General features: G+C 40.9%; 20 protein-coding genes. 12 read left to right on the forward strand and 8 right to left on the reverse strand.

Features of this window, described 5'->3' with window-relative positions:
• Positions 1-72: 72 nt before the first annotated feature.
• A complete protein-coding gene (locus KME09_08255; GenBank protein ID MBW4533918.1) occupies positions 73-576 on the forward strand; it encodes an acyl-CoA thioesterase in 504 nt (167 codons plus the stop codon).
• Here KME09_08255 and surE read toward each other — a convergent pair.
• Together surE and KME09_08265 are read right to left on the reverse strand one after the other, a co-directional pair.
• A complete protein-coding gene (gene surE / locus KME09_08260) occupies positions 566-1243 on the reverse strand; it encodes a 5'/3'-nucleotidase SurE (GenBank protein ID MBW4533919.1) in 678 nt (225 codons plus the stop codon). The two genes, KME09_08255 and surE, sit on opposite strands and share 11 nt — an antisense overlap.
• Before the next feature lie 256 nt (positions 1244-1499).
• Positions 1500-2276: an ABC transporter ATP-binding protein gene (locus KME09_08265; protein MBW4533920.1), complete on the reverse strand. Its 777-nt coding sequence runs from the start codon at positions 2274-2276 to the stop codon at positions 1500-1502.
• Positions 2277-2467: 191 nt separating this feature from the next.
• Between KME09_08265 and KME09_08270 the strand changes: the two genes are divergently transcribed.
• From KME09_08270 to KME09_08280, 3 genes are all read left to right on the forward strand, one after another.
• A complete protein-coding gene (locus KME09_08270) occupies positions 2468-3178 on the forward strand; it encodes a 1-acyl-sn-glycerol-3-phosphate acyltransferase (protein ID MBW4533921.1) in 711 nt (236 codons plus the stop codon).
• Positions 3179-3526: 348 nt separating this feature from the next.
• Complete coding sequence (locus KME09_08275) at positions 3527-5437, forward strand: protein phosphatase 2C domain-containing protein (protein MBW4533922.1); 1911 nt, start codon at positions 3527-3529, stop codon at positions 5435-5437.
• A gap of 61 nt (positions 5438-5498) precedes the next feature.
• A complete protein-coding gene (locus tag KME09_08280; GenBank protein MBW4533923.1) occupies positions 5499-6260 on the forward strand; it encodes an aminotransferase class IV in 762 nt (253 codons plus the stop codon).
• A 107-nt stretch (positions 6261-6367) separates the two neighbouring features.
• On the opposite strand, the gene hmpF is transcribed toward KME09_08280, so the two are convergent.
• Positions 6368-8089: a pilus motility taxis protein HmpF gene (hmpF, locus tag KME09_08285; protein MBW4533924.1), complete on the reverse strand. Its 1722-nt coding sequence runs from the start codon at positions 8087-8089 to the stop codon at positions 6368-6370.
• A 663-nt stretch (positions 8090-8752) separates the two neighbouring features.
• Between hmpF and KME09_08290 the strand changes: the two genes are divergently transcribed.
• From KME09_08290 to KME09_08300, 3 genes are all read left to right on the forward strand, one after another.
• A complete protein-coding gene (locus KME09_08290) occupies positions 8753-9118 on the forward strand; it encodes a response regulator (protein ID MBW4533925.1) in 366 nt (121 codons plus the stop codon).
• 60 nt (positions 9119-9178) lie between these two features.
• The gene (locus KME09_08295) at positions 9179-9709 is read left to right on the forward strand and encodes a chemotaxis protein CheW (protein MBW4533926.1); all 531 of its coding nucleotides are present in this window, start codon (positions 9179-9181) and stop codon (positions 9707-9709) included.
• Between the two features lie 186 nt (positions 9710-9895).
• The gene (locus KME09_08300) at positions 9896-12352 is read left to right on the forward strand and encodes a HAMP domain-containing protein (GenBank protein MBW4533927.1); all 2457 of its coding nucleotides are present in this window, start codon (positions 9896-9898) and stop codon (positions 12350-12352) included.
• Positions 12353-12373: 21 nt separating this feature from the next.
• Here the strand turns inward: KME09_08300 and KME09_08305 are convergent, their stop codons facing one another.
• A complete protein-coding gene (locus tag KME09_08305; protein ID MBW4533928.1) occupies positions 12374-12523 on the reverse strand; it encodes a hypothetical protein in 150 nt (49 codons plus the stop codon).
• A gap of 256 nt (positions 12524-12779) precedes the next feature.
• On the opposite strand from KME09_08305, the gene KME09_08310 reads away from it, so the two are divergent.
• Both KME09_08310 and accC read left to right on the forward strand, forming a co-directional pair.
• Positions 12780-13019 (forward strand): hypothetical protein, encoded by a 240-nt coding sequence (locus KME09_08310; GenBank protein ID MBW4533929.1) that lies wholly within the window; start codon positions 12780-12782, stop codon positions 13017-13019.
• Between the two features lie 66 nt (positions 13020-13085).
• Complete coding sequence (gene accC / locus KME09_08315; GenBank protein ID MBW4533930.1) at positions 13086-14432, forward strand: acetyl-CoA carboxylase biotin carboxylase subunit; 1347 nt, start codon at positions 13086-13088, stop codon at positions 14430-14432.
• Positions 14433-14512: 80 nt separating this feature from the next.
• Here accC and KME09_08320 read toward each other — a convergent pair whose 3' ends face one another.
• Positions 14513-14800: a YggT family protein gene (locus KME09_08320; protein ID MBW4533931.1), complete on the reverse strand. Its 288-nt coding sequence runs from the start codon at positions 14798-14800 to the stop codon at positions 14513-14515.
• A gap of 232 nt (positions 14801-15032) precedes the next feature.
• On the opposite strand from KME09_08320, the gene KME09_08325 reads away from it, so the two are divergent.
• Both KME09_08325 and KME09_08330 read left to right on the forward strand, forming a co-directional pair.
• Positions 15033-15152 (forward strand): photosystem II reaction center X protein, encoded by a 120-nt coding sequence (locus KME09_08325; protein MBW4533932.1) that lies wholly within the window; start codon positions 15033-15035, stop codon positions 15150-15152.
• A gap of 264 nt (positions 15153-15416) precedes the next feature.
• Positions 15417-16556: a hypothetical protein gene (locus KME09_08330; protein ID MBW4533933.1), complete on the forward strand. Its 1140-nt coding sequence runs from the start codon at positions 15417-15419 to the stop codon at positions 16554-16556.
• A 34-nt stretch (positions 16557-16590) separates the two neighbouring features.
• Here KME09_08330 and KME09_08335 read toward each other — a convergent pair whose 3' ends face one another.
• Together KME09_08335 and KME09_08340 are read right to left on the reverse strand one after the other, a co-directional pair.
• Positions 16591-16911: a hypothetical protein gene (locus KME09_08335; protein ID MBW4533934.1), complete on the reverse strand. Its 321-nt coding sequence runs from the start codon at positions 16909-16911 to the stop codon at positions 16591-16593.
• Positions 16862-18445: an ABC transporter ATP-binding protein/permease gene (locus KME09_08340; GenBank protein ID MBW4533935.1), complete on the reverse strand. Its 1584-nt coding sequence runs from the start codon at positions 18443-18445 to the stop codon at positions 16862-16864. Before KME09_08340 ends, KME09_08335 begins: the two co-directional genes overlap by 50 nt.
• Before the next feature lie 357 nt (positions 18446-18802).
• Here KME09_08340 and glpK point away from each other — a divergent pair, with 357 nt between their 5' ends.
• Positions 18803-20296 carry a glycerol kinase GlpK gene (gene glpK / locus KME09_08345; GenBank protein MBW4533936.1) on the forward strand — a complete coding sequence of 498 codons (1494 nt, stop codon included), beginning with the start codon at positions 18803-18805 and terminating at the stop codon, positions 20294-20296.
• A 46-nt stretch (positions 20297-20342) separates the two neighbouring features.
• On the opposite strand, the gene gcvT is transcribed toward glpK, so the two are convergent.
• Positions 20343-21458, reverse strand: a complete 1116-nt coding sequence (gcvT, locus tag KME09_08350; protein ID MBW4533937.1) for a glycine cleavage system aminomethyltransferase GcvT — start codon at positions 21456-21458, stop codon at positions 20343-20345.
• Positions 21459-21627 lie beyond the last annotated feature (169 nt).

Consider the following 21627-nt stretch of genomic DNA (forward strand, 5'->3'; position numbering starts at 1 on the left):
TGTTCATTGCTCACCTAAAATCTTAAAATAGAGTAATAGACTACTAAAAAACTACGTTAGGAGTGTTAGGAATTGATAGATCGAGAACAGCAAGCTCCTCAGCTACCTAAACTACCAACTTCCGCAATTGAGACAGAGGAGGGTTTACAGGCAAACACCCAAAGCTGGTTTGAATATCCAGTTAAAGCCCAGCCTCATCACACCGACTATGCGGGGATTGTTTGGCATGGTACATATCTAACTTGGATGGAAGAAGCCAGGGTAGAATATTTAAGATCGATTGGAATCGAGTTTGCCGATTTAGTGGCAATGGGTTGCGATCTACCAGTAGTTGAACTTTCCCTGCGCTATCATCTGCCAATTCAGTTGGGGGTATCTGCCATAGTCAAGGCTCGCTTAGTAGAAACCAAGGGAGTCAGCATTAATTGGGACTATGAAATACAGTCCTACGATCGACAAGAAATATTTTTAACAGGGAAGGTTGTATTAGTCGGGGTAGATCGAGAAAAAGGTAAGATTATGCGTCAGCTCCCATCTAAAGTCCAAGAAGCCCTAGTCAAGCACACTACAGCCTAATTAAAGTGACGGCAATGTTGCCGCCGAAACAAATATCCACATCAGTTCCCACGGTGCGATCGCGTTTGGCATATTCTCCTTGATAGTAATAAGTATCCCCTTCAACTCTGTAATCAACAGGTAAAGGGGCAATACTTGGTTCACACAAAATAATCTTAGGTTCAGGCTGATCTGCTTCTAGGTGCGGTAAATTAACGTTCCAAAAGCTGCCAGGAGGCAAAGGACGAGGTAGTAGATCCTTAAGTACTTTACTTGTCCAATCAGCTGCCACCGACCAATCAATTACCAGGGGATTTTTAATCCAGTGAGAAATAGCAATACCAGGAATACCATGAATTGCTGCTTCTCTTACCGCCGCTACTGTACCTGAAATATAAACATCTGTACCAAGATTGCCTCCTGCATTGATCCCCGACAAAACTAATTTGGTATTGGTAGCTATTTTAGTAATAGCTATACGAGTGCAGTCAACAGGAGTTCCCTCTATGGCATATTCATTTGGAGACCTTTTTTCTAGCTTGATACCTTGGTTAGTTGTGACCTGATGTCCACAGCCAGAATGTGGTTGTTTCGTAGCAACTATGATGCTTTCTCCTGTTACAGCCTGTTGCAAAGCTCGAAGCCCAGGGGCATCAATGCCATCGTCGTTAGTTAAGATAATTGTCATTAGTTGCTGAGAACTCTGGTAAATAGAAATACATCATCCTGTGGAAACTTAAGTTTAAATGCTGATTCTTGCTTTAGTTTAGCTAATAGAGTCTTGGCTATTTCAGCCGAACTTCCTCAATCAGGATGGCGCAAATTAAGCAGGTTATCGGCAAATTTTCCTAATTCTTTATAATTTAAGTCCTCAACTGAGCGCTTATAACCGATAAATGTAGATCGATGTAGATGTGTCAGGGCAAACCGCCGTCCGCAAAAATTTACTGACCTAGATAGGCTTCTAAGACCAAATCATTACTTTGAATTTCTGCTGGGGTGCCTGATGCGAGATTAGTTCCTTCGGCTAAAACCCAAACGCGATCGCACAAACTCATAATCACGTCCATGTTATGTTCAATAATTAAAAAGGAAATTCCCTGCTGATTCCAGTTAACAATATGTTCGCAAATCTGATTAATTAAGGTTGGGTTGACCCCCGCTGCTGGTTCATCCAGCAAAATGAGTTTGGGATTAGTCATCAAAGTTCGAGCCATCTCTAAAAGCTTCCTCTGTCCCCCAGATAATGCTCCTGCGTAGTCGTGAGCTTTGGCAGCCAAGCCGACAGATTCTAAAATATCCATTGCTTTTGCTTTATTAGCCCGTTCCTCGACTCTTAATTTTTTTTGTTGCCACCAAACCTGAAAAAAATTTTCTCCCGTCTGATTTGGCGTAGCTAAGAGCATATTTTCTAATACTGACAAGCGAGATAGTACTCTGGCTACTTGAAAAGTACGGATAAATCCTAGTTGTGCAATTTTATGGGATGGTAAATGATGAATTGGCTGATGATCGAACAAGATCTCGCCCCGATCTGCCTCAATAAAGTTAGCCAGCAAATTAAACAAAGTTGTTTTTCCTGCTCCATTAGGGCCAATTAATCCCGTAATACTACCTTTTCTCACCTCCAAACAAGCATTATTCACCGCCTTGATCCCACCAAAGCTTTTCGATAAATTTGTTGCCTGGAGTAAAAACTCCGTTGATGAATCTAACTGCACGTGACTTCCTCAACAATAAATAATATTCGTTGCGCGATAATTTTATTTAAAAGGGTATCAAAAGTTTTCTAAATTAGCTCTAAATCTTGATTTTACAGAATGACAACTCAGTAAGTGTCCAGTATTTAAAACAGATCTGATTAAAGAAAAATTAAGGTAGTAAATAGAGTGGAGCAAATTGTAATTCATTAATGACTCAGTTAAAATCGCCGCACAATTCAACTAATTTAAACCCCGAGAAAACTGATGAATTAAATTCGCGTATATCTCCTTGGTTAGCGAAACTACTTTATCCTCTTGGATGTTATCTGGTTATACCAGGTTTTTTTGGCAAAATAGAAATTTTTGGTCAAGAACATATTCCCCGACAAGGCCCCGTGATCGTTGCCCCAACACATCGTTCTCGCTGGGACGCTTTTATTGTGCCTTATGCTCTTGGTCGATTAGTCAGTGGTCGCGACTTACGGTTTATGGTTTCTGTTAATGAAGTAAAAGGCATTCAAGGTTGGGTAATCCGCCACATGGGTGGTTTTCCTGTGGATACCGAGCGCCCTCAGCTAAATAGCGTACGCCATAGCATTGAACTATTACAGTCGAATCAGGAAATGCTGGTAATTTTTCCCGAAGGCGGTATTTTTAATGATTATCAAATCCATCCCCTTAAAAGAGGCGTAGCGGCGATCGCTCTTCAAGCAGAAACAGACAAATTGACCAGAGGGGTTAAAATATTACCTGTAGGCATTCGCTATAGTCAGCCCTATCCCACCTGGGGATCGGACGTTAGAGTAGATATTGGTGTTCCTTTAACAGTAAAAAAATATTACGGTAAATCATTACGGCAAAGTTCCCAGAAGCTAACAGCAGCCCTACAAGAAAGTTTGGAAAAACTGTATGAGACTTAAAACAGTCTCATCTTTTCAGCTATTTTGCTCAAAAACTAACACAAATAAAATTTCTAATTTACTATGGAGAAATCTTAAATGCTATGTAGTTTGACAAAATAAATTGATTACTGAGTTTATAATATCAGCTTGAGAGTTACAGAATACTTATTATATGAATCCACTGTTTTTATTAACCAGCATTAACTTACGAAAAACCTCACGAGGTTGAATTCTGTCTTCACTAAATGTTGCTCGATTAATTTCCAACTCCCTAAGTTACTAGTTAAAAACCGCTGTGGCGTCTGCTAGCTAGAGAAATCTTTAACTCCGATCTACTCGGAGGATGCTCAATAGTTTAAAACATCCATGTCACATCCTGAGCCCCAAATTGAATGCTCGAACCCTCAATGTCTAGCCTCTAATGATTTAGAAGCGAGTATTTGTGATCGATGTAGCACCCCCATAATCAGACGCTATTTATGGAGTAGTGAGCGGGCGATCGCGACCGAGCAAAAGCAGACCCTGATTAATGAACGATATTTAGCCTTAACTGAGCAAATATTTCTGGATACTCAACCTAGCAAAGCGCCTCTTACCCCTGAAGAAGTTCCCCCTGAAATAGTAGTTTATCTCCAGCTTTTTGCTTACTATCCTCATATTCCTCAACCTTATGGTTTGTTAAACGATCGACGGACGTGGCTATTCGATTATGGCACTGTCCCCACTAGTTCGACGGGAGAACTAACTTATCCTCAAGAGTTAACCCCCAAAGTTCAAGATTTATGGTTCGGCGCAACACCTCTACAACAGTTAAACTGGCTTTGGCAAATTGCCAAACTGTGGCATCCTCTTTCTCTTAAGGGAGTCGCAGCTACTTTATTAGAACCTGAGCTGATCAGAATTAACGGGCAGATCCTCCAGTTAAGGCAGCTACAGATAGATGGCGATCGGCGCGCCAATCTTCAAGATTTAGGCAATTTATGGTCTCAATGGGCAGAACATGCCCATCCTAATATTAAGGAAGTAGTTCTCAAGCTGGCTGCTAATTTAAAGACAGGCGTTATTGCTCAAGCTAGCCAGCTACTTGGATTGCTAGATCGGGCGATCGCTCTTTATTGTCAAACTCAGCAGTATTCTTACCAAACATATGCCCTGAGCGATTCTGGGCCGAGTCGCAGTAACAACGAAGATGCAGCTTATCCGCTTTACTCGCGTCCCGAAGATATTACCTCTACCAACAATAGTCTGGCAATTGTTTGTGATGGTGTAGGCGGTCATGATGGTGGAGAAATTGCTTCAGGGGAGACAATTAAGTATTTACAAGGTAAAATTTCTGTCCTGAAGCTAGATGAACTAAAACCACACAAGATTTTCAACAAGCTAGTAAAATATATCAAAGGTGCAAACGATCTAATTAATCAGCGCAATGACACCGAGCAGCGTCAGGAAAGACAGCGCATGGGTACAACTCTAGTGATGGCTCTTGCTCACGCTCAAGAAATGTATCTTAGCCATATTGGTGATTCCCGCATTTATTGGATCACTCATAATAGTTGTCACCAAATGACTGTTGACGATGATTTAGCTTCTAGAGAAGTTCGTTTAGGCTATGCCCTATATCGAGATTCTTTACAATATCCTTCAGCAGGGGCATTGATTCAAGCTTTGGGCATGAGAGGTTCAGCAGCGCTCCATCCTAATTTACAACGCTATATTATCGATCGTGAATGCGTTTTCTTGCTTTGCACCGATGGTTTAAGCGATTTTGACCGTATAGAACAGCAGTGGAAACAAAATATCTTGCCACTTTTAGAAGGGAAGCAAGACCTTGCCAGTGCAGTCAAAGATTTGATTGCTTTAGCCAATGAGAAAAATGGTCACGATAACGTGACGGTGGCGCTAGTTCACTGTCAAGTAAACCCTTTGCCAGGTAGCTCACAAGCTATAGTCTCTTGGTCGGATTTAGAGACTGTTTTGGCAGAATCTGCTAATTGGTCAGATCACGAGCAATTTGACTCTAATTGGTCAGATTTTTCCCCAAGTGAAGCATCCCTACCAGCAGCAGCTATTTCAGAAACCCAGATCACCGAACCGATCGGCGACGGCGAATCTATACCAATTAGCAAACCATCAAAATGGATTAAACCCTTGATTTTTGCCCTAGTCCTGTCGGCAATTATCGGTCTATTTACTTATAAACTGCTACAAGATACCTCAACCGATCGTGACTCTACACCACCTTTGCCCAGACCTTCAGAAACGGATACTCAACCATAAATGCAAAGCAAAATCTAAAATATAGTGACACTGAATCTATGGTTGATATAGGACGCACAAAATGTTTTGGTATGACCGCAAGCTGATTGATGCTCCACAGTTACATTTAGATCTTAATGATCCAGGATTATGTTACGGAGCCACTAGCTTCACCACAATGCGGGTTTATAACAAGTCCCTAGATCATTCTTTGACTAGCTGGCAGGCTCATTGCGATCGCCTACAAACATCTTTATTAGCATTTGGTTGGCAGCAACCTGATTGGCAGCAGCTAAAACAAGGTGCCGAGATCCTAGCGGAATCTTTTCCTGTTCTACGCATGGCAATATTTCCCGATGGTAGAGAGTGGATCACTGGACGCAGCTTACCTTCTAACTTAGAAAAACTTTATGCGGATGGCATCACCGCTTGGGTAGCTGAAGATTCTTTATATCGTCGAGATTTACCCCAATATAAAACAGGTAATTATCTTTCTACCTATTTAGCTCGTAATCAAGCACTGAGTTTTAAAGCTCAAGAAGCAATCTTGATTGATACTCAGGGTAACTGGCTAGAAACTAGTACGGGTAATCTTTGGGGGTGGAAAAATGGTTGCTGGTATACTCCTAGTTTAGAATCAGGGATTTTAGCAGGTATTGCACGAGCGCGCTGGCTCCATTTCTTCCAGAGTAGAAAGATTAAAGTGAGCGAAAATATTTGGAGTCCCGAATTCATCTCCACACTCGAAGCGATCGCCTACAGTAATTGTGTCGTAAATTGGATGCCGATCAAAACAGTTTTGGACAGAGAGCAAAAAATCAACTATAGCCTCAAGCAACCTTAAATTACTGAAGACTACTTTGCTTTCAACTCCGTATAATCCTGATGGTAGTAGCAAGTGAAAAATAACTATCTCAGTTATAAACGCAAAATAATCGCTCGAGCCACCATTTAAACAGCTGTTAATTGGGTAATTATCTGCTCAATCTTGCTTAAGGCTGCACCAGGATTACTGGCTTCGCTATCAACCAGCAGCTTTTCCATTTCAGCAACTTGGTGATTAATCTGATCTAGATTATCCTGCAAAGGCTGTAGCTGATGTTGATAAAAATCTATCTGTGACTGCATTGCTGCTGCCTGAAGATTTAACCCATGCCATTTATCCTGTAGTTGAGTAATCTCCTGTTCAAGCTGGCTTTGCTGGCTTCTTTGCTGCTCCAACTTGACTATCAATTCTTGAATATTCAATTTTATCTGAGTTACTTCTGCTCCTAAACTTTCTTGCTGTTGTTGTAGTTGCTGCTGCTGCTGTTCTAAAGTTTGTTTGATCGGAGTTAAATCAATATCTTGAATTGCTGACTCAAAATCAAAATCAACAATTCCCTGACGGCGTTTTAAGACTCTCGAATGTTGCAGCAAAACTTGGTGTCTTTCTTTAAGAGAGCGTCGTTGACCAACCAAAGTTTGGTCTAGCATCTTTTTCGCTTCTTTCTCATCAGCCAATTCTTGTTCCAAAGTCAAGCGCTCAAAATCGTTAGCTTGAGACATTTTGACTTCCAATTCCTCAACTGCTTTACATTGCCAGCCTAATTCTTCTTCCTGATCGTTGACAAATCTAGCTACTTTCTCTAAATCTTTTTTCAGGTTCTCTACCATCGCCTCTAGGCTAGGCAGGGGAATATTTTCCAGTTTTTCGAGATTGATTCTTGCCGTACCTTCAGCATCCGTTTCTGAACCTCCCAAAATCTCTAGCATCTGGTTTTGAGTTTCTAACTGAAGGTTTAAAAACTGAGCTAGCTCATGCTTAACCTCTAAAGATTTTTGTTCGATGCCCAATTGATCTTCCGCTGTGGCGATCGCTTCTTGTAAAGATTTAACCTGTACTTTTTTTTCGGTTAATTCTGTAGTCATACCTTCAAGCTCTTGTCGCTTAATACCAATCTCGGTTATGTTCTGAGTCAAATTGTGCCAGTGAGATTGCATTACCTGTTGTTGAGTTGCTGCTGCTGACTCGGCTTGTTTAAGCTTACTGCGCAAAGCATTAACAGCTTCATTCATACTAGTAACAATTTCTAGCTGCTGCTTAAGTTCGTTAGCTTGATTCTGGTCTAGTACGTTAGCCTGCTTTAACTGTTCATTCAAGCTATTTTGCTGACCTCGTAATTGCGCCCAAGCTCCCTCTAGTTCAGCGCTTTTTGCCTCAAATTCTGCTCTAAGATTGGCGGTTTCTGCCTGAGCCTGAGCAATGTCTGCTTTTTGTTGTTCAAACTGCTTAAATTCTTCTTCCATCTGCTCAACCTGTTCGAGGCGAGTTTCCATTTCAATTTCTCGGCGACTCAGTTCTTCACTTTGAAATGCCAACGACTCTTTCCACTGATTGATTTCTTGCTCCTGTTCCTGGTTTTTTTCGACCAAGCGAGAGAAATTTTTTAAAATGGCAATAATTTTGGCTGAAGCTAACTCTATTTTCCCCTGGACTTGTCGATTAGCGCCTAGATTGACCACAATTAAAGCGCCATCACCAAAATCATTTGCCTCTTCGACAGTAATTGATTCATTACCAACTACGCCCCAACTTTGATCGTTGCGCTGACAGGCTATGAGCTTAAGCCTGGTTTCTACACCACTCATGAACCCTTTACTTTGTTTTTGTATTTCTGCCAGATATAGCACTGTGCGCCTTCCTCTTGATTTCTTCTGTGCAGGAACTCAGAAAAATTAAGCTTTTCCAGTTTACTGCTGATTTATTAAAACAACCAGACTAAATTAAATTTGAACTTGTAATTTGACGGTAAAATTCGAGCAGATTGAATATCTGTTACACAATAAGCATCTATTGTTATTTATCAAGCTCATATTGCCAAGTTTTTTTGAGCTAAATCAAGAACAATGAGTCATAGCTAACTAATTTTATCTTGAATGAATAATCGGCAGAACCCTGCCAATTAATTTTAAAAATAAACTTAATTTCAATTAAACTGTTGTGACTAAAAAAAGCCCTTAGATGGTGTTAGACCAAAAATGGTTTCATAATTTTTTCAACAGCTAGATTTACCAATGAATAACATATATTTAGACTAGTTGGGCAACAAAACATTTATGGTTCAATTAGATTAAACCTAAAGCAGCTTAACTAAAAAATAAACTTGCCCAAGATTATATTGCTAATGACGTGGCGATTGGGTAAAAAGTAGAGTATATTCTGAAGCGGAGAGGTTACTAACCAAGTAATTTTATTAATAATAAGTGAATTTAAGTACAGGTTTAGCTTCTATTAATTTAATGATTTGCCAAGTAGACTTAAGAAAGAGTGTGACTTTTCGTAGATAGCATGTTATGAGCAAAGTTCTAATCGTAGAAGATAGTCTGGCGCAGAGACAAATGATTTCAGATCTCCTCAAAGATAGCGGTCTTAAAGTAACGGTTGCTTGTGATGGGGTAGAAGCTTTAGAGCATCTAGAAACATTCAGTCCTGACATAGTGGTCATGGACATTGTTATGCCTAGAATGAACGGCTATGAATTATGTCGTCGCCTAAAATCTGATCCTAAAACGCAAAATGTTCCCGTGGTAATGTGTTCTTCTAAAGGTGAGGAGTTCGATCGCTACTGGGGGATGAAGCAAGGTGCAGACGCGTATATAGCTAAACCTTTTCAACCAGTTGAACTGATTGGGACGGTTAAGCAGTTGCTTCGAGCTTAGATCGAGATTAATTTTTAGGTTATATGGCTAGCAGTCTGTAAATGGTATTTACAAAATTTTATGGTTAATAATCCAGAATTATATACTGAAAGTGGTCTAGATCTATCTCTAGACATTAAACCCCTAGAAAATCCAGATGGGGAACTGCATCTGCGCTTTTATTTAGCGTCAGGAGAAGCCTGTGCTTTTCCTGCTACGGGTATAGCAGAAGTAATGCAGCAAACTCCCGATCAGATAGCGCCAATTCCCAACGCCTCTCCTTTGCTATTGGGAACTATAAATCTAAGAGGTAGAGTGATTTGGGTTGCCGATTTAGGACAGCTTTTGGGGGATAGCGTAGCCTTGAAAACCGATCGACCTACAATTCCTGTAATTGCCATTGAAGATCAAGAACAGATTATTGGCTTGGCAATTGATAGCATTGGCGAGATGGACTGGCTGGATGTCGAACAATTAGAAATTCAGCAGTCTCCCTCCGACAGTATGGCTCCTTTTGTTCAAGCTCAATGGCAAACTGATGATGAAAGCAAAATCCTGATTAATTTATTAGATCCAGTCAGAATTTTACGCTCAGCACGATGGGCTGCCTGATAACAGGATAATTAATCTCGATCTTAAGTTAAAACTTACACTTATTGAGCATTATTTTGAGAAAACAGCACATGTTGCTTTTCTTTTTACTTATATAAACTTAGAGTCATCGCAGGGTCAGAAGCTTAAAGTAAGAACTCGTCAGCACAAGCAATAAAAATTTAGATTTAATTGGCAAAAAGCATCATGGCATCAGGAACTAATTATTCTCAGGAATACGGACAAGCAGAAAAAGCCTATTTAGAAAGTAATTTTGCTCAAGCAGCAGAAATCATCGATCATTTAGCCGATGAATTTCCCAATGATCCAAATGTTTTGTTGCTGCGGGGTCATATCTATTGCTATGGTTTTCAAAACTACGACGTGGCAAAACAGCAGTATGAAAATGTTTTGAGCTTAAGTGATTCAGAAGATCTACTCGATTTTGCTCGTAGCGGTATTGAACAGATAGAACAGCTTCAGTCACAGTCAGAATTAGCCGATCACTCATTTAATGATGTATCTTTTGCTGGGGAAGATTTGGGAGATGAAGGTGATTTGAGACACCTGGATCTTTCTGATGAACAAGCTTATGAAGAAGGTTTTGCCAGCGATGTTGCTGCTCACCAAGATTATGAAGTGGACTTAGAAAATGCCGATCATAATCCTTTTAACCAGCGATCGCAGCTTGAATCAGAACCAACTCCTTCTTCATTGGCAGAGCCTTTTTCAGAAATAGAGCAGCCCAGCTCTAATCCTAGTTCTACTTTTATAGTGAATAATGATAACAATAATCTTAATCTGCCTGACTACACAGAAGAAGATTTTGCCGTCAGCCAAAATGATTACGACAATGACTACGATGATAGCTCGGAACTAGAAATTGATACCGTTTTAACTGAACCCTTTTCAATGAGAAATGAGAAAAATTACGGTATGGAAGACATTCCCGAACAAGACGGAGTGGATTACCAAGACGAGCTAGAATTTGATGAAATTGATAGTAGTTTTTTCGATCTTGAAGAATTAGAACAAGGACTTCCCGATACTGGGTTGTTTAACGTAGTAGAAGATCCAAGTAGTGGCAGTACAAATTTTTCGAGCAACTTGGTCGCTGAATCGGATTCAATAGAGCCTGATGAAATCGCTATTAGTGAAGTTACTCCTAGTACCACAAAGTCTTTTATCAATTCCAAAGAAGAATCAGAAATTGAAGTTAAACAAGGCGCTCTAGCTAGCTTTATTAATGCTCCGATGCGACAAAAGCAGCTAACTACGGCTGGTATTACGGGATTAGTCTCGGCGATCGCCGTTTTGAGTATTGGGTTAATTGGCTCTAGTATTGCTGCGCGTAATTCCCAACGAACCATACAACAATCTATACCAGGTAATCTTTTATTAGCTTTGGTGGCGGGATTATCTAGTGCGGGAACAGCTGCTGCGATCGGCAATATTACCACCAAACATGTTACTAAAACCAGTCAAGATTTACAAAGTCAGTTTGATGATGTTTATCAAGGTAATCTCAATGCTAAAGCTACGGTATATTCTCAAGATGAGTTTGGACAGTTAGCATCAGGCTTTAACCGCATGACGAGAGTAATCTTAACTACCACCCAGGAAGCCCAACGAAGAGCGGAAGAAACCGAGCAGGCAAAGGAAGATTTGCAGCGTCAGGTAATTCGACTACTAGATGATGTGGAAGGTGCAGCTAGAGGAGATTTAACCGTACAGGCGACCGTTACCGCCGACGTTTTAGGGGCAGTTGCTGACGCTTTTAACTTGACTATTCAAAGTTTACGAGAAATTGTACGTCAGGTAAAAGAAGCTGCCGAACAAGTAAACCAAGGTTCAACTGATAGTGAATTGTTTGCGCGTAATCAATCTAGTGAAGCGTTGCGGATGGCAGAAGAATTGGCAGTCACCTTAAATTCAGTCCAGATGATGACTGAATCGATTGAAAGGGTAGCTGAAAATGCCCGTGAAGCCGAGGAAGTTGCCCGTTCGTCATCGGTAACTGCTCTCAAAGGTGGTAAGGCGGTAGAACGTACTGTATCGGGGATTTTCCAGATTAGAGAAACGGTATCAGAAACGGCTCGTAAGGTAAAACGACTAGCGGAAGCATCGCAAGAAATCTCCAAAATTGTACTGTTAATCTCCCAAATTGCCGAAAGAACTAACCAGCTAGCCTTAAATGCCTCAATTCAAGCAGCAAAAGCGGGTGAAGCAGGTCGAGGTTTTGCGGTGGTTGCGGATGAAGTTAGACAGCTTGCCGATCGCTCTGGTAAATCTTTGAAAGAAATTGAGCAAATTGTACTGCAAATTCAAAGTGAAACGGGGTCGGTAATGACTGCTATGGAAGAAGGGATTCAGGAGGTAATCGACGTAACCGAAAGAGCGGAACAGGCGAAAACTGCCCTAGAAGATATTATTCAGGTATCAAATCGCATTGATACTTTAGTACGTTCTATTACTGCTGATACTGTCGAACAAAGAGAAAACTCGCGAGCAGTAGCGCAGGTAATGCAGTCGGTAGAATTGACTGCTCAAGCTACCTCTCATGAGTCACAAAGGGTTGGTGGTGCGCTACAAAGTCTTGTAGGTATTGCTCGTGGTTTACTTTCTTCTGTGGAAAGATTTAGGATTGATAAGGGAGAATCTTAAATTAGACCTGCTCTATAAAAATCAATTAATTTTAACTATAGCTGCCACAAGTAGAGCGATCTCTTTACTTAGAGACTTTGATAATTCTTCATCTGCGACAATTTCCTCTGCATTTAAACCTCTACCTGCAAGGTTGATTAAGTTAGCTGGTTCAACAATTTGAGCCGACATGGTGATTAATATTTCTGTAAGCGAATTTAAAGCAATAGTTGCTCTGGGGTTGGTATTAATTAACGCTACGAGTTTGCCAGAAAAAATATTTCAGAAATGCTAAAAACCAATAAACATCATGCGATCGCCATTTACTAAAGCTTAAGTAACTACCATGATGAAACAAAGTACAATAATACGAGTAAACCTAACTTATCTCTACACATAACTTAGATAAGTTAACCTGCTATCTCTCAAATAATTTTGAACCAGCTTTATGGATGCTTTTGCCCTAGTTCCGCCAGAATGGACAAAATCCGCAGGTCATGCACTCAATTTTTGTTGTCCCAATTGTCAAACTGAACCTGCAAAGGCGCAAAATGTTTGGTTAAATCGTCGCACTCCTGTAAGTGTCGCCAATAAGCGCAAATATCAAGAGTTTTATCAGTGTGAGTGCGGTACTGCTTGGTGGGGTTGGAGTGACGATCGCCCACCCTCGAAATTGAGCGATACTTAAGCTTGGCTTTTTTAGTACCCAAAAAGGCTCTATTCTAAGATATGACTTTAGTTACCTACTCAAAGAATGCAGTTTGACAAAATTCTGATCGCCAATCGAGGAGAGATTGCTCTACGCATTTTACACACCTGTGCCGAAATGGGTATTGCTACTGTAGCCGTACACTCTACTATCGATCGCCAAGCTCTCCACGTTCAGTTGGCAGATGAAAGCGTCTGTATTGGCCCTCCTCCATCGGGCAAAAGTTATCTTAATATTCCCAATATCATTGCTGCTGCTTTAACTCGTAATGCGACGGCAATTCATCCTGGTTATGGATTTCTGGCAGAAAATGCTCGCTTTGTAGAAATCTGCAACGATCACCAACTAACTTTTATTGGCCCTTCAAAAGAGGCGATGTTAGCGATGGGTGACAAATCAACCGCTAAGAAAACGATGCAGCAGGCAAAAGTACCTACTGTTCCTGGGAGTAATGGTCTACTGCGGGATGAGTCAGAAGCCAAAGCGATCGCCGATCAAATTGGCTATCCTGTGATGATCAAAGCTACAGCAGGTGGTGGTGGTCGAGGAATGCGTCTGGTACGAGAAGAAGCGGAACTAATAAGAATGTTTCAAGCTGCTCAGGGTGAGGCGGAGGCTGCTTTTGGCAACGGAGGGGTTTATCTAGAAAAGTTTGTCGAAAATCCACGACATATTGAGTTTCAAATTATTGCTGACAGTCATGGCAATGTCGTTCACCTGGGAGAGCGGGATTGTTCGATCCAACGTCGTCACCAAAAACTCCTGGAAGAAGCTCCCAGTGCTGTATTAAGCGCCGAATTACGCCAGAAAATGGGAGACGCTGCGGTTAGAGCCGCTAAATCAATTAATTATGTCGGTGCAGGGACAATTGAGTTTTTACTCGACAAATCAGGTAATTTCTACTTTATGGAAATGAATACCCGTATTCAGGTAGAACATCCTGTAACAGAAATGGTGACAAACATAGACTTGATTGCTGAACAAATTCGGGTAGCCCAGGGAGAAAAACTAAGATTTACCCAAGAGCAAGTACAGCTTCGTGGTCATGCGATCGAATGTCGAATTAATGCTGAAGATCCTAAGCACAATTTCCGTCCCCATCCAGGAAGAATCAGCGCCTATTTACCACCAGGAGGCCCAGGAGTAAGAATGGATTCTCATGTTTATACTGACTATGAGATTCCTGCATATTATGACTCTTTGATTGGGAAACTAATTGTCTGGGGTGAAAACCGCGATTTGGCAATTAAGCGGATGAGACGAGCTTTAAGAGAATGTGCCATTACAGGAGTTCCTACTACCATTGAGTTTCATCAACGAATTTTAGAAACTCCTGCCTTTTTAAATGGGGAAATTTACACTAATTTTATTGCCGAACATCTAAGCGATTGATTCTATCTTTAATCTAGATTTGTTAGCAGGCGATCGCCCTAAATGCGATCGCGCGAATATCGTCTCTAAGACGGATTGAATTAATGATTGAGCGCCATCGTAATTAATCCTTGCTGACCAACTAAAATCTCTCTCAAGAGAGTACACACCCCAACTAAAATAATTGGTGTAATATCAACGCCCCCAATCGGCGAAACAAGCTTACGTAAGGGCTTAAGCACAGGCTCGGTCGGCAAAACTACCAGACTAAAGGGAAACTTAGTCAATTCCGCTTGAGGATACCAAGTAAGGACAATTCTAAAAATAAACAAGATTGTCATTAATCCTAGTAGCAGGTTAATGCCGATAGTGCCGATAGTTAAATTCATATTTATGACTAAATGTTAAATGTCAGATCAAATCACTTAATGTAAACATATATTATGTATTTTACGGTTATTTCAGAACCTCGATGCCCTTAAGGCAAAATAAATTTCCCGAAAATAAATAATTAAATAAGCAACATCATAATAAACTTTAGTTTTGGTTAAAAAACTTTTAGAATTATAAAACAACGTAAACTATTAAAGTTAAAACCAAAATATAGTCAGGACAAAAATTATGACCCCTTCTCTATTCAATTTCCTTTTAAGTATCGGTCTTGGTGCAGTAATCGTAGTTATTCCCGCAACCATTGCTTTAATCGTCCTTAGTCAAAGCGACAAAATCGAACGAGGATAAAGACGGCTGGCTGATTCTAGCTACCAAAATATAAGCAATTAAACGGCGGAATCATCTCTAGAGTGGAGAAACGGTATTGTTACTGTTACAAAGGTTTCGTCGTTATTTTTTAGGTTTAAATTGCAGTCGATCGATGCTAGTCTTAAATTCCAAATTAAATATCTAAAAAATCCTAGGTAGAAAGAGAAGATACACTACTTAAGATGAGGTATGGATAGAATAGGTGTTAGTTAAAACCAAGAGAATTAGATTGGGAGAGTATTCATGGTCAATGTAGGGGGCGGCCCAGCTTTTATATTGGGTCTGTTTTTAGCCATAGCAGGAGCAGGATTTTTTTTCCTGCGGTCAGTTCGCCCAGAGTTGGCAAGGGATTATGATGTTTTCTTTGCTGCTGTAGGTTTACTCTGTGGCATTATTTTAATTTTCTATGGTTGGCGGCTTGAGCCAGTTTTACAGTTTAGTCAATTTTTACTTACGGGAACGGCAGTTTTCTTTGCCTTTGAGAGTGTCAGAATGCGCGGTGTCTCAACAGAACAAGCTAGACGCAACACAGCCACAGTCGATCGCGATCGCCCCGTGAGTCGTACCAGGGTTTATACCGAGGCGGAATTAGATAAAATTGACCCCTATGACAATGTTTACGAAGGGGCTGAACCTAACTATAGTAGTCCTAGATTGAGGGGGTATGAAGACCCGCAACCCCGCTCTAGTCGTCGTCCTGCTAGCAGAAATAGAACTACACCAGCACCATCAGTTGATATTCGGGATGAACCTCGACGAAGACCAACTCGCAACCGTCCTGAAACGAGAGATTCGGTAGTTCGAGAACCTCAAAATGATTACCCGAGCGGTACACCTCGCGATCGCTATGGTTACGAAGAACCCAATAGTCGTCCTCCCCGTCGCCGTCCAGCTACGCCAGCTAGGGATGCCTATGATGAATGGGATGATGCTCCCAAATCTGCTTCGCGTCCTCGTCGTCCTGCTACTCCCGCTGTAGATAGTTACGATCAACGAAATAATAACTCTGTTCGAGAGGATCGTTATGCTTCTCCCGCTCAATCTCCTGAACCTAGACGTAGACCAAACCCAGCGGATTTAGGTAGAAGCTATGAACCAGAAGCTGATTACCCTGAAAATGATTTAGGCAGTAGCTACGATAATTCTGACTCAGGCAGAAGTTATGATGATGAACAAAAGCCGATTCCTGGAGATTATGTTGTCGATTATCAGCCTCTAGAAGATGTGGGGACTGGTTATTCAGATGATTATGATGACTCTGAAGGAAATAATTATGATGATTACGATGAGTCAGAAAGTGACTCTGAGCAAGACGGCTACAACGACTATGACGATCGGCCAGAGCGTCGTAAACCAATCAACTTGAATAACGATTACGACTAATCGATCATTCGTTACAAGTTAAAAACTACTACAGCTAAATTTGATAAGCTTGAGCTTGCATTTGCCAAAGATAAGCATATTCTTCTTGCTGCTGTAACAATTGTTGATGAGTTCCTTGTTCTATTAGTTTGCCTGCTTTTAAAACTATAATCCGATCGCACATAGAGACAGAAGCCAGACGATGAGTAACTAAAATTGCTGTTTTACCTCTGACTAATTCTGAGAAACGGCTGTAGATTTCGTATTCACTGCGAGGATTTAAAGCTGCCGTCGGTTCATCTAAGACTAGTAGCTGCGCTTGTTGTTCACGGATAAAAGCTCTGGCGATCCGTAGGGTACACCCATTCGGGTGCAAGCGCTTGGAGCGTAATCGCAATTTTTTGCCATTCTCCTCCAGAAAGTTCTGTGCCATCAAATTGCTTCCCTAACAAGGTTTGGTATTGGTGTTCTAGGCGATCGATCTTGTCGGCAATTCCCGCTTTTGTGGCAGCTAGTTTGAGTTTAGGTAGTTTTTCTAAAGCGGTTAAATCTCCCAAGGCAATATTTTCGCCAACGGTTAAACTATAGCGACAGAAATCTTGAAACACTACTGCTATTTGTTGTCGCCACCGAGCTAAATCTAGCTGTTTGAGGTCGATTCCATCTACTAAAATTCTGCCTCTACTAGGATCGTAAAGTCGAGCTAAAAGTTTAATAATGGTGGTTTTTCCTGCGCCATTTTCCCCCACTAAAGCTAATGTTTCACCTGCTCTAAGAGTAAAAGAAACTTGCTCTAATGCTAGTCTGCCATCGGGATAAGCAAAAGATACATTATCAAAGACAATTGCTGAGGCGATCGGGTTGGGGACATTTTTATCACTAACAGTAAGATCCATAGTCGGTTGACTGCCTAAAAACTTATACAAACGCTCCATAAAAATTAGAGATTGTTGCAAATTCAAAAATTCCGCAACTAAAACCTGCAAGCTGGTTTGAATCGAATTTAAAGCTTGAATGAATAGTAAAACATTTCCTGCGGTGATCTGTTTATTTACTGCTCGTATGATAACTCGATAAAAGGCGATCGCACTACCCCCAACACTTAAAATTTCCCAAATGCTCAAACTCAAAGCCTTTTTACCTCGTATCTTACGCATCGCTTGATATTTATCGTCAAAAGCTTCTTGATAGCGTTGCTTAAATAATGAACCTAATCCAAATAGACGAACTTCTTTGGCATAAGTATCGGTTAAAAGTACGGAAGAATAATATTTCATCCTGCGAGATTGAGAGCTTTTTGATGACATTGTTGTCCAAAGATCCCATTGAACCTTAAAAGTGAAATAAACCTGGGGGAATGATGTAGCTAAAAGTAAGAGTGGAATCCACCAAGCAAGAGGAAATAGTAAAACCAACATCGTAATGAGATTGAGCAAATATTGACAGCCATGACCAAAAAATAGAATTAGATTAAAGGGCTGTTGATCTACTTCTTCTTCAATTAATTGAATTTCATTATAAAAATTAGCGTCCTCAAAATAAATCAAATCGACAAAACTATTAGCTTTATTAAGAATTGATAGATTAATATGTGCCGTAAGTTTTTCAATAGTATTTCTCAGACTAGCATCATAAAATGGCTCTAGAAGACTTTGTACTAAAATTGCTGTGACCCAAGCAATAACTAGAGAAAACAAACTCTGATAATTGTCCAGCTGCTGAGAGCTTAAACCACCTGCTACGGCATCAACTATTTGTTTACTAATCCAGATACTAATCCCAGGAGAGACTCCTCGTACCAACATAGTAAAAGTTATCAAAGCAACTTCTTTGGGAGCAGCTTGCCAAATTAATGGCAAAGAACGAAGCAAAATTTGGCTGTATTTAGCGAATAAATTGAGATATTGCATTTATTTTAAACTTTAAAACTCAAACTCGATTCCGCAATTAGATACAAAATAGATCTCTTTCAGCTTTAATATCTACGTCTTTTTGTAACTAATAAATATTTAAATATTAGAGGGGTGCAGGAGCTACTTTATGGCTGCAATATTGTACTTAATGAACCTATAAATGTAAATTACTAACAGTCACAATATTATTTTTGCGAGTAAGTGGTAACTTGCTCCGTTTTTTTGGCTGGATTAGCAATTTATTATGTATTTGCGTAACATGGATGTCAAAATTGCTAAAAAAACTTAAGATAATGTTTTTTAACCAAAACTTTGCTGTAAACCTAAACAATAAGCAGAATTTTGGTATTTTTTATGACCGATAGTAAATATATTCTCGCTCTCGATCTCGGTACTACAGGCAATCGAGCTATTTTATTTAATCGCCAGGCGGATGTTGTTGGTCAGGCGTATCAGGAATTAACGCAATATTATCCCCAACCAGGGTGGTTAGAACACGATGCAGCTGAAATTTGGCAAGCTGTTAGTAGCTGTATTCAGCAGGTGATTACCGAGAAAAAAGTAAACCCGCAAGAGATTGCGGCAATTGGTCTAACGGTACAGCGAGAAACCTGCTTACTCTGGGATAAAACTACAGGTAAACCGCTACATAAGGCCATTGTCTGGCAGGATCGCCGTACTGCCGATCGCTGCGATCGCCTAAGAGCCGAAGGCAAAGCGGAAATGATCGAACAAACTACAGGCTTGGTTTTGGATGCTTATTTTTCGGCGACTAAGTTAGGCTGGCTAATTGATTGGGTTAAGGAGCATCAACCCGATACCAACTGGGATAACGTAATGGCTGGAACAGTAGACACTTGGGCATTGTGGAATTTAACAGGTAGAAAAGTTCACGCCACAGACGTAAGTAATGCTAGCCGTACCATGTTAATGAATCTCGATACGCAAGACTGGGACGAGTCTTTACTGGAACTATTTAAAATTCCCCGTCAGATTATGCCTGAAATTAAACCTAGTATGGGTATCTTTGGCAATAGCGATCGCCGTATTTTAGACGTAGAAATTCCGATTACGGCTATCTTTGGCGATCAACAGGCTGCTTTATTTGCCCACGGCTGCGATCGCCCTGGACTAGTTAAGTGTACCTATGGCACGGGATGTTTCATCGTGGCGCAGACGGGAACAACCATAACCAGGTCAAATCATCGGCTTCTTTCCACGGTGGCATGGAGTACTCCAGCACAAACTTACTATGCCCTGGAAGGAGCAATCTTTACTACAGGAGCTTCGATTCAGTGGCTACGAGATGGCTTGCAGTTGATTACAAATGCTGCGGAGACGGAAATTTTAGCTAATCAGGTAGAAAATACCAACGGAGTCTACTTTGTCCCTGCTCTTAGCGGTTTAGGTGCGCCTCACTGGGATATGAAAGCCAGGGGAGCTTTTATGGGCATTACAGGTGGTGTGAAACGAGAACATATGGTGCGGGCAGTTCTAGAAGCGATCGCCTATCAGGTAAAAGAAGTGGTTGATGCTGTTAATCAAGATAGCGATAGTCCTGTTACCCTACTGAAAATTGACGGTGGAGTAGCGCAAAATAACTTTTTGACTCAGTTCCAGGCAGATGTCTTAGGAGTGACCCTAGAGCGCCCTAAAATGCTTGATGCTACCGCCCAAGGTGCAGCCTTTGGTGCAGGATTAACCATTAACTTTTGGTCTGACTATCAGCAGTTAGTTAGCGATCGCCAAGTAGAAAAGATCGAGCCAGGTATCGGACAAGCCCAGGCACAGGAAAACTTTGCTATGTGGTCAAAAGCGGTTGCCAGGGCAAAAGATTGGATTGAATAAGCAGGGGCGATTCCCTAATTCCCTAATTCCCTAATTCCCTACTTCCCTACCGATGAGAAGCGCGATAAAAAGGTTTCTTAACTACGGTAGCAGGATAGTTTTTACCCCGAATTTCGACTTCTAGAGTCTGTCCTGGTTTGCTAAGAGAGGTAGGAACATAAGCCAGGGCGAGCGCTTTACCCACTGTTGGCGCTAAAGTACCACTAGTAACTTCTCCCACGGCTGCCCCATCAAAGATAACCCGATAGCCATGACGAGCGATATATCTACCTGACATTTCTAGTCCTACTAGACGGCGTTTAACTCCTGTGGCTTTTTGTTGCTCTAATACCGAACGTCCAATAAAATCACCTTTATCCTTGAGGTGTACAACCCAACCTAAGCCAGCTTCTAGAGGACTAATCGTCTCATTAATTTCGTGTCCATAGAGGCTCATTGCTGCTTCTAAACGCAAAGTATCCCTAGCGCCTAATCCACAGGGAGTAACTCCTGCTTGCTGTAAAGATCTCCATAGCTGTTGTGCTGCCTCTGGATCTAACATAATTTCAAAGCCATCTTCTCCTGTATAGCCAGTGCGAGCGATAAATGCCGATGAACCATTAATAGCTACAGTGCGATGGTCAAATGCTTTTAGGGAAGTAAGATCTGTGGTGGTTAGTTCTTGCAGAATTTGGGCAGCTTTCGGCCCTTGGAGCGCGATTAAAGCCTGGGATTGAGAAAGATCTTGCATTTCCACCGAACTATCTTTTAGATGACTTAAAATCCAAGCCTTATCTTTATCTTTTGTCCCCGCATTAACAATTACAGTTGCTTGCTGTTGAGTTCCTGCTGTTCCCTGATAATAAAAGATAATGTCATCAATTATTCCTCCTTGAGGATTTAGCAGCACTGAATACATTGCTTGACCAGGCTGTAGACGACTTAAATCAGAAGGGACTAAAGTTTGCCAGGCATCAATTAAGCGATCGCCCAGAAAACTAAATTTGCCCATGTGAGAAATATCAAACATTCCCGCCCCAGAGCGTACCGCCTCATGTTCTAGCTTCAATCCTGAAAACTGTACAGGCATTTCCCAACCCGAAAAAGCCGTAAATCTTGCCTTTTGTTCCCAAGCCAATTGGTATAGAGGAGTTCGCAGTAGTTGAAGTGATTGATCCGCCATATAGATTACTATTACTGAGAGTTTAGAGTAGTATCACAAATAAAGATTGATATTTATATAGCTTAAAGCCTGGAGCTGATTCCCGAAGAAAAATCGAATTAAAGTATAGCGATCGGGTATGATTTAATAATTACGCAATATTTGTTTCAATAAATTTTTGTTCGTTTAC

This window comes from Pleurocapsa minor HA4230-MV1 (assembly GCA_019359095.1).
In the GTDB taxonomy this organism is placed as follows: domain Bacteria; phylum Cyanobacteriota; class Cyanobacteriia; order Cyanobacteriales; family Xenococcaceae; genus Waterburya; species Waterburya minor.

Coding starts and splice junctions, on each gene's coding strand:
- accC (MBW4533930.1), top strand. CDS start 13,086: ATGCAGTTTGACAAAATTCTGATCGCCAATCGAGGAGAGATTGCTCTA.
- KME09_08340 (MBW4533935.1), bottom strand. CDS start 18,445: ATGCAATATCTCAATTTATTCGCTAAATACAGCCAAATTTTGCTTCGT.
- gcvT (MBW4533937.1), bottom strand. CDS start 21,458: ATGGCGGATCAATCACTTCAACTACTGCGAACTCCTCTATACCAATTG.
- surE (MBW4533919.1), bottom strand. CDS start 1,243: ATGACAATTATCTTAACTAACGACGATGGCATTGATGCCCCTGGGCTT.
- glpK (MBW4533936.1), top strand. CDS start 18,803: ATGACCGATAGTAAATATATTCTCGCTCTCGATCTCGGTACTACAGGC.
- KME09_08330 (MBW4533933.1), top strand. CDS start 15,417: ATGGTCAATGTAGGGGGCGGCCCAGCTTTTATATTGGGTCTGTTTTTA.
- KME09_08290 (MBW4533925.1), top strand. CDS start 8,753: ATGAGCAAAGTTCTAATCGTAGAAGATAGTCTGGCGCAGAGACAAATG.
- KME09_08275 (MBW4533922.1), top strand. CDS start 3,527: ATGTCACATCCTGAGCCCCAAATTGAATGCTCGAACCCTCAATGTCTA.
- KME09_08310 (MBW4533929.1), top strand. CDS start 12,780: ATGGATGCTTTTGCCCTAGTTCCGCCAGAATGGACAAAATCCGCAGGT.
- KME09_08270 (MBW4533921.1), top strand. CDS start 2,468: ATGACTCAGTTAAAATCGCCGCACAATTCAACTAATTTAAACCCCGAG.
- KME09_08295 (MBW4533926.1), top strand. CDS start 9,179: ATGGTTAATAATCCAGAATTATATACTGAAAGTGGTCTAGATCTATCT.
- KME09_08320 (MBW4533931.1), bottom strand. CDS start 14,800: ATGAATTTAACTATCGGCACTATCGGCATTAACCTGCTACTAGGATTA.
- KME09_08300 (MBW4533927.1), top strand. CDS start 9,896: ATGGCATCAGGAACTAATTATTCTCAGGAATACGGACAAGCAGAAAAA.
- KME09_08305 (MBW4533928.1), bottom strand. CDS start 12,523: ATGTCGGCTCAAATTGTTGAACCAGCTAACTTAATCAACCTTGCAGGT.
- KME09_08280 (MBW4533923.1), top strand. CDS start 5,499: ATGTTTTGGTATGACCGCAAGCTGATTGATGCTCCACAGTTACATTTA.
- KME09_08325 (MBW4533932.1), top strand. CDS start 15,033: ATGACCCCTTCTCTATTCAATTTCCTTTTAAGTATCGGTCTTGGTGCA.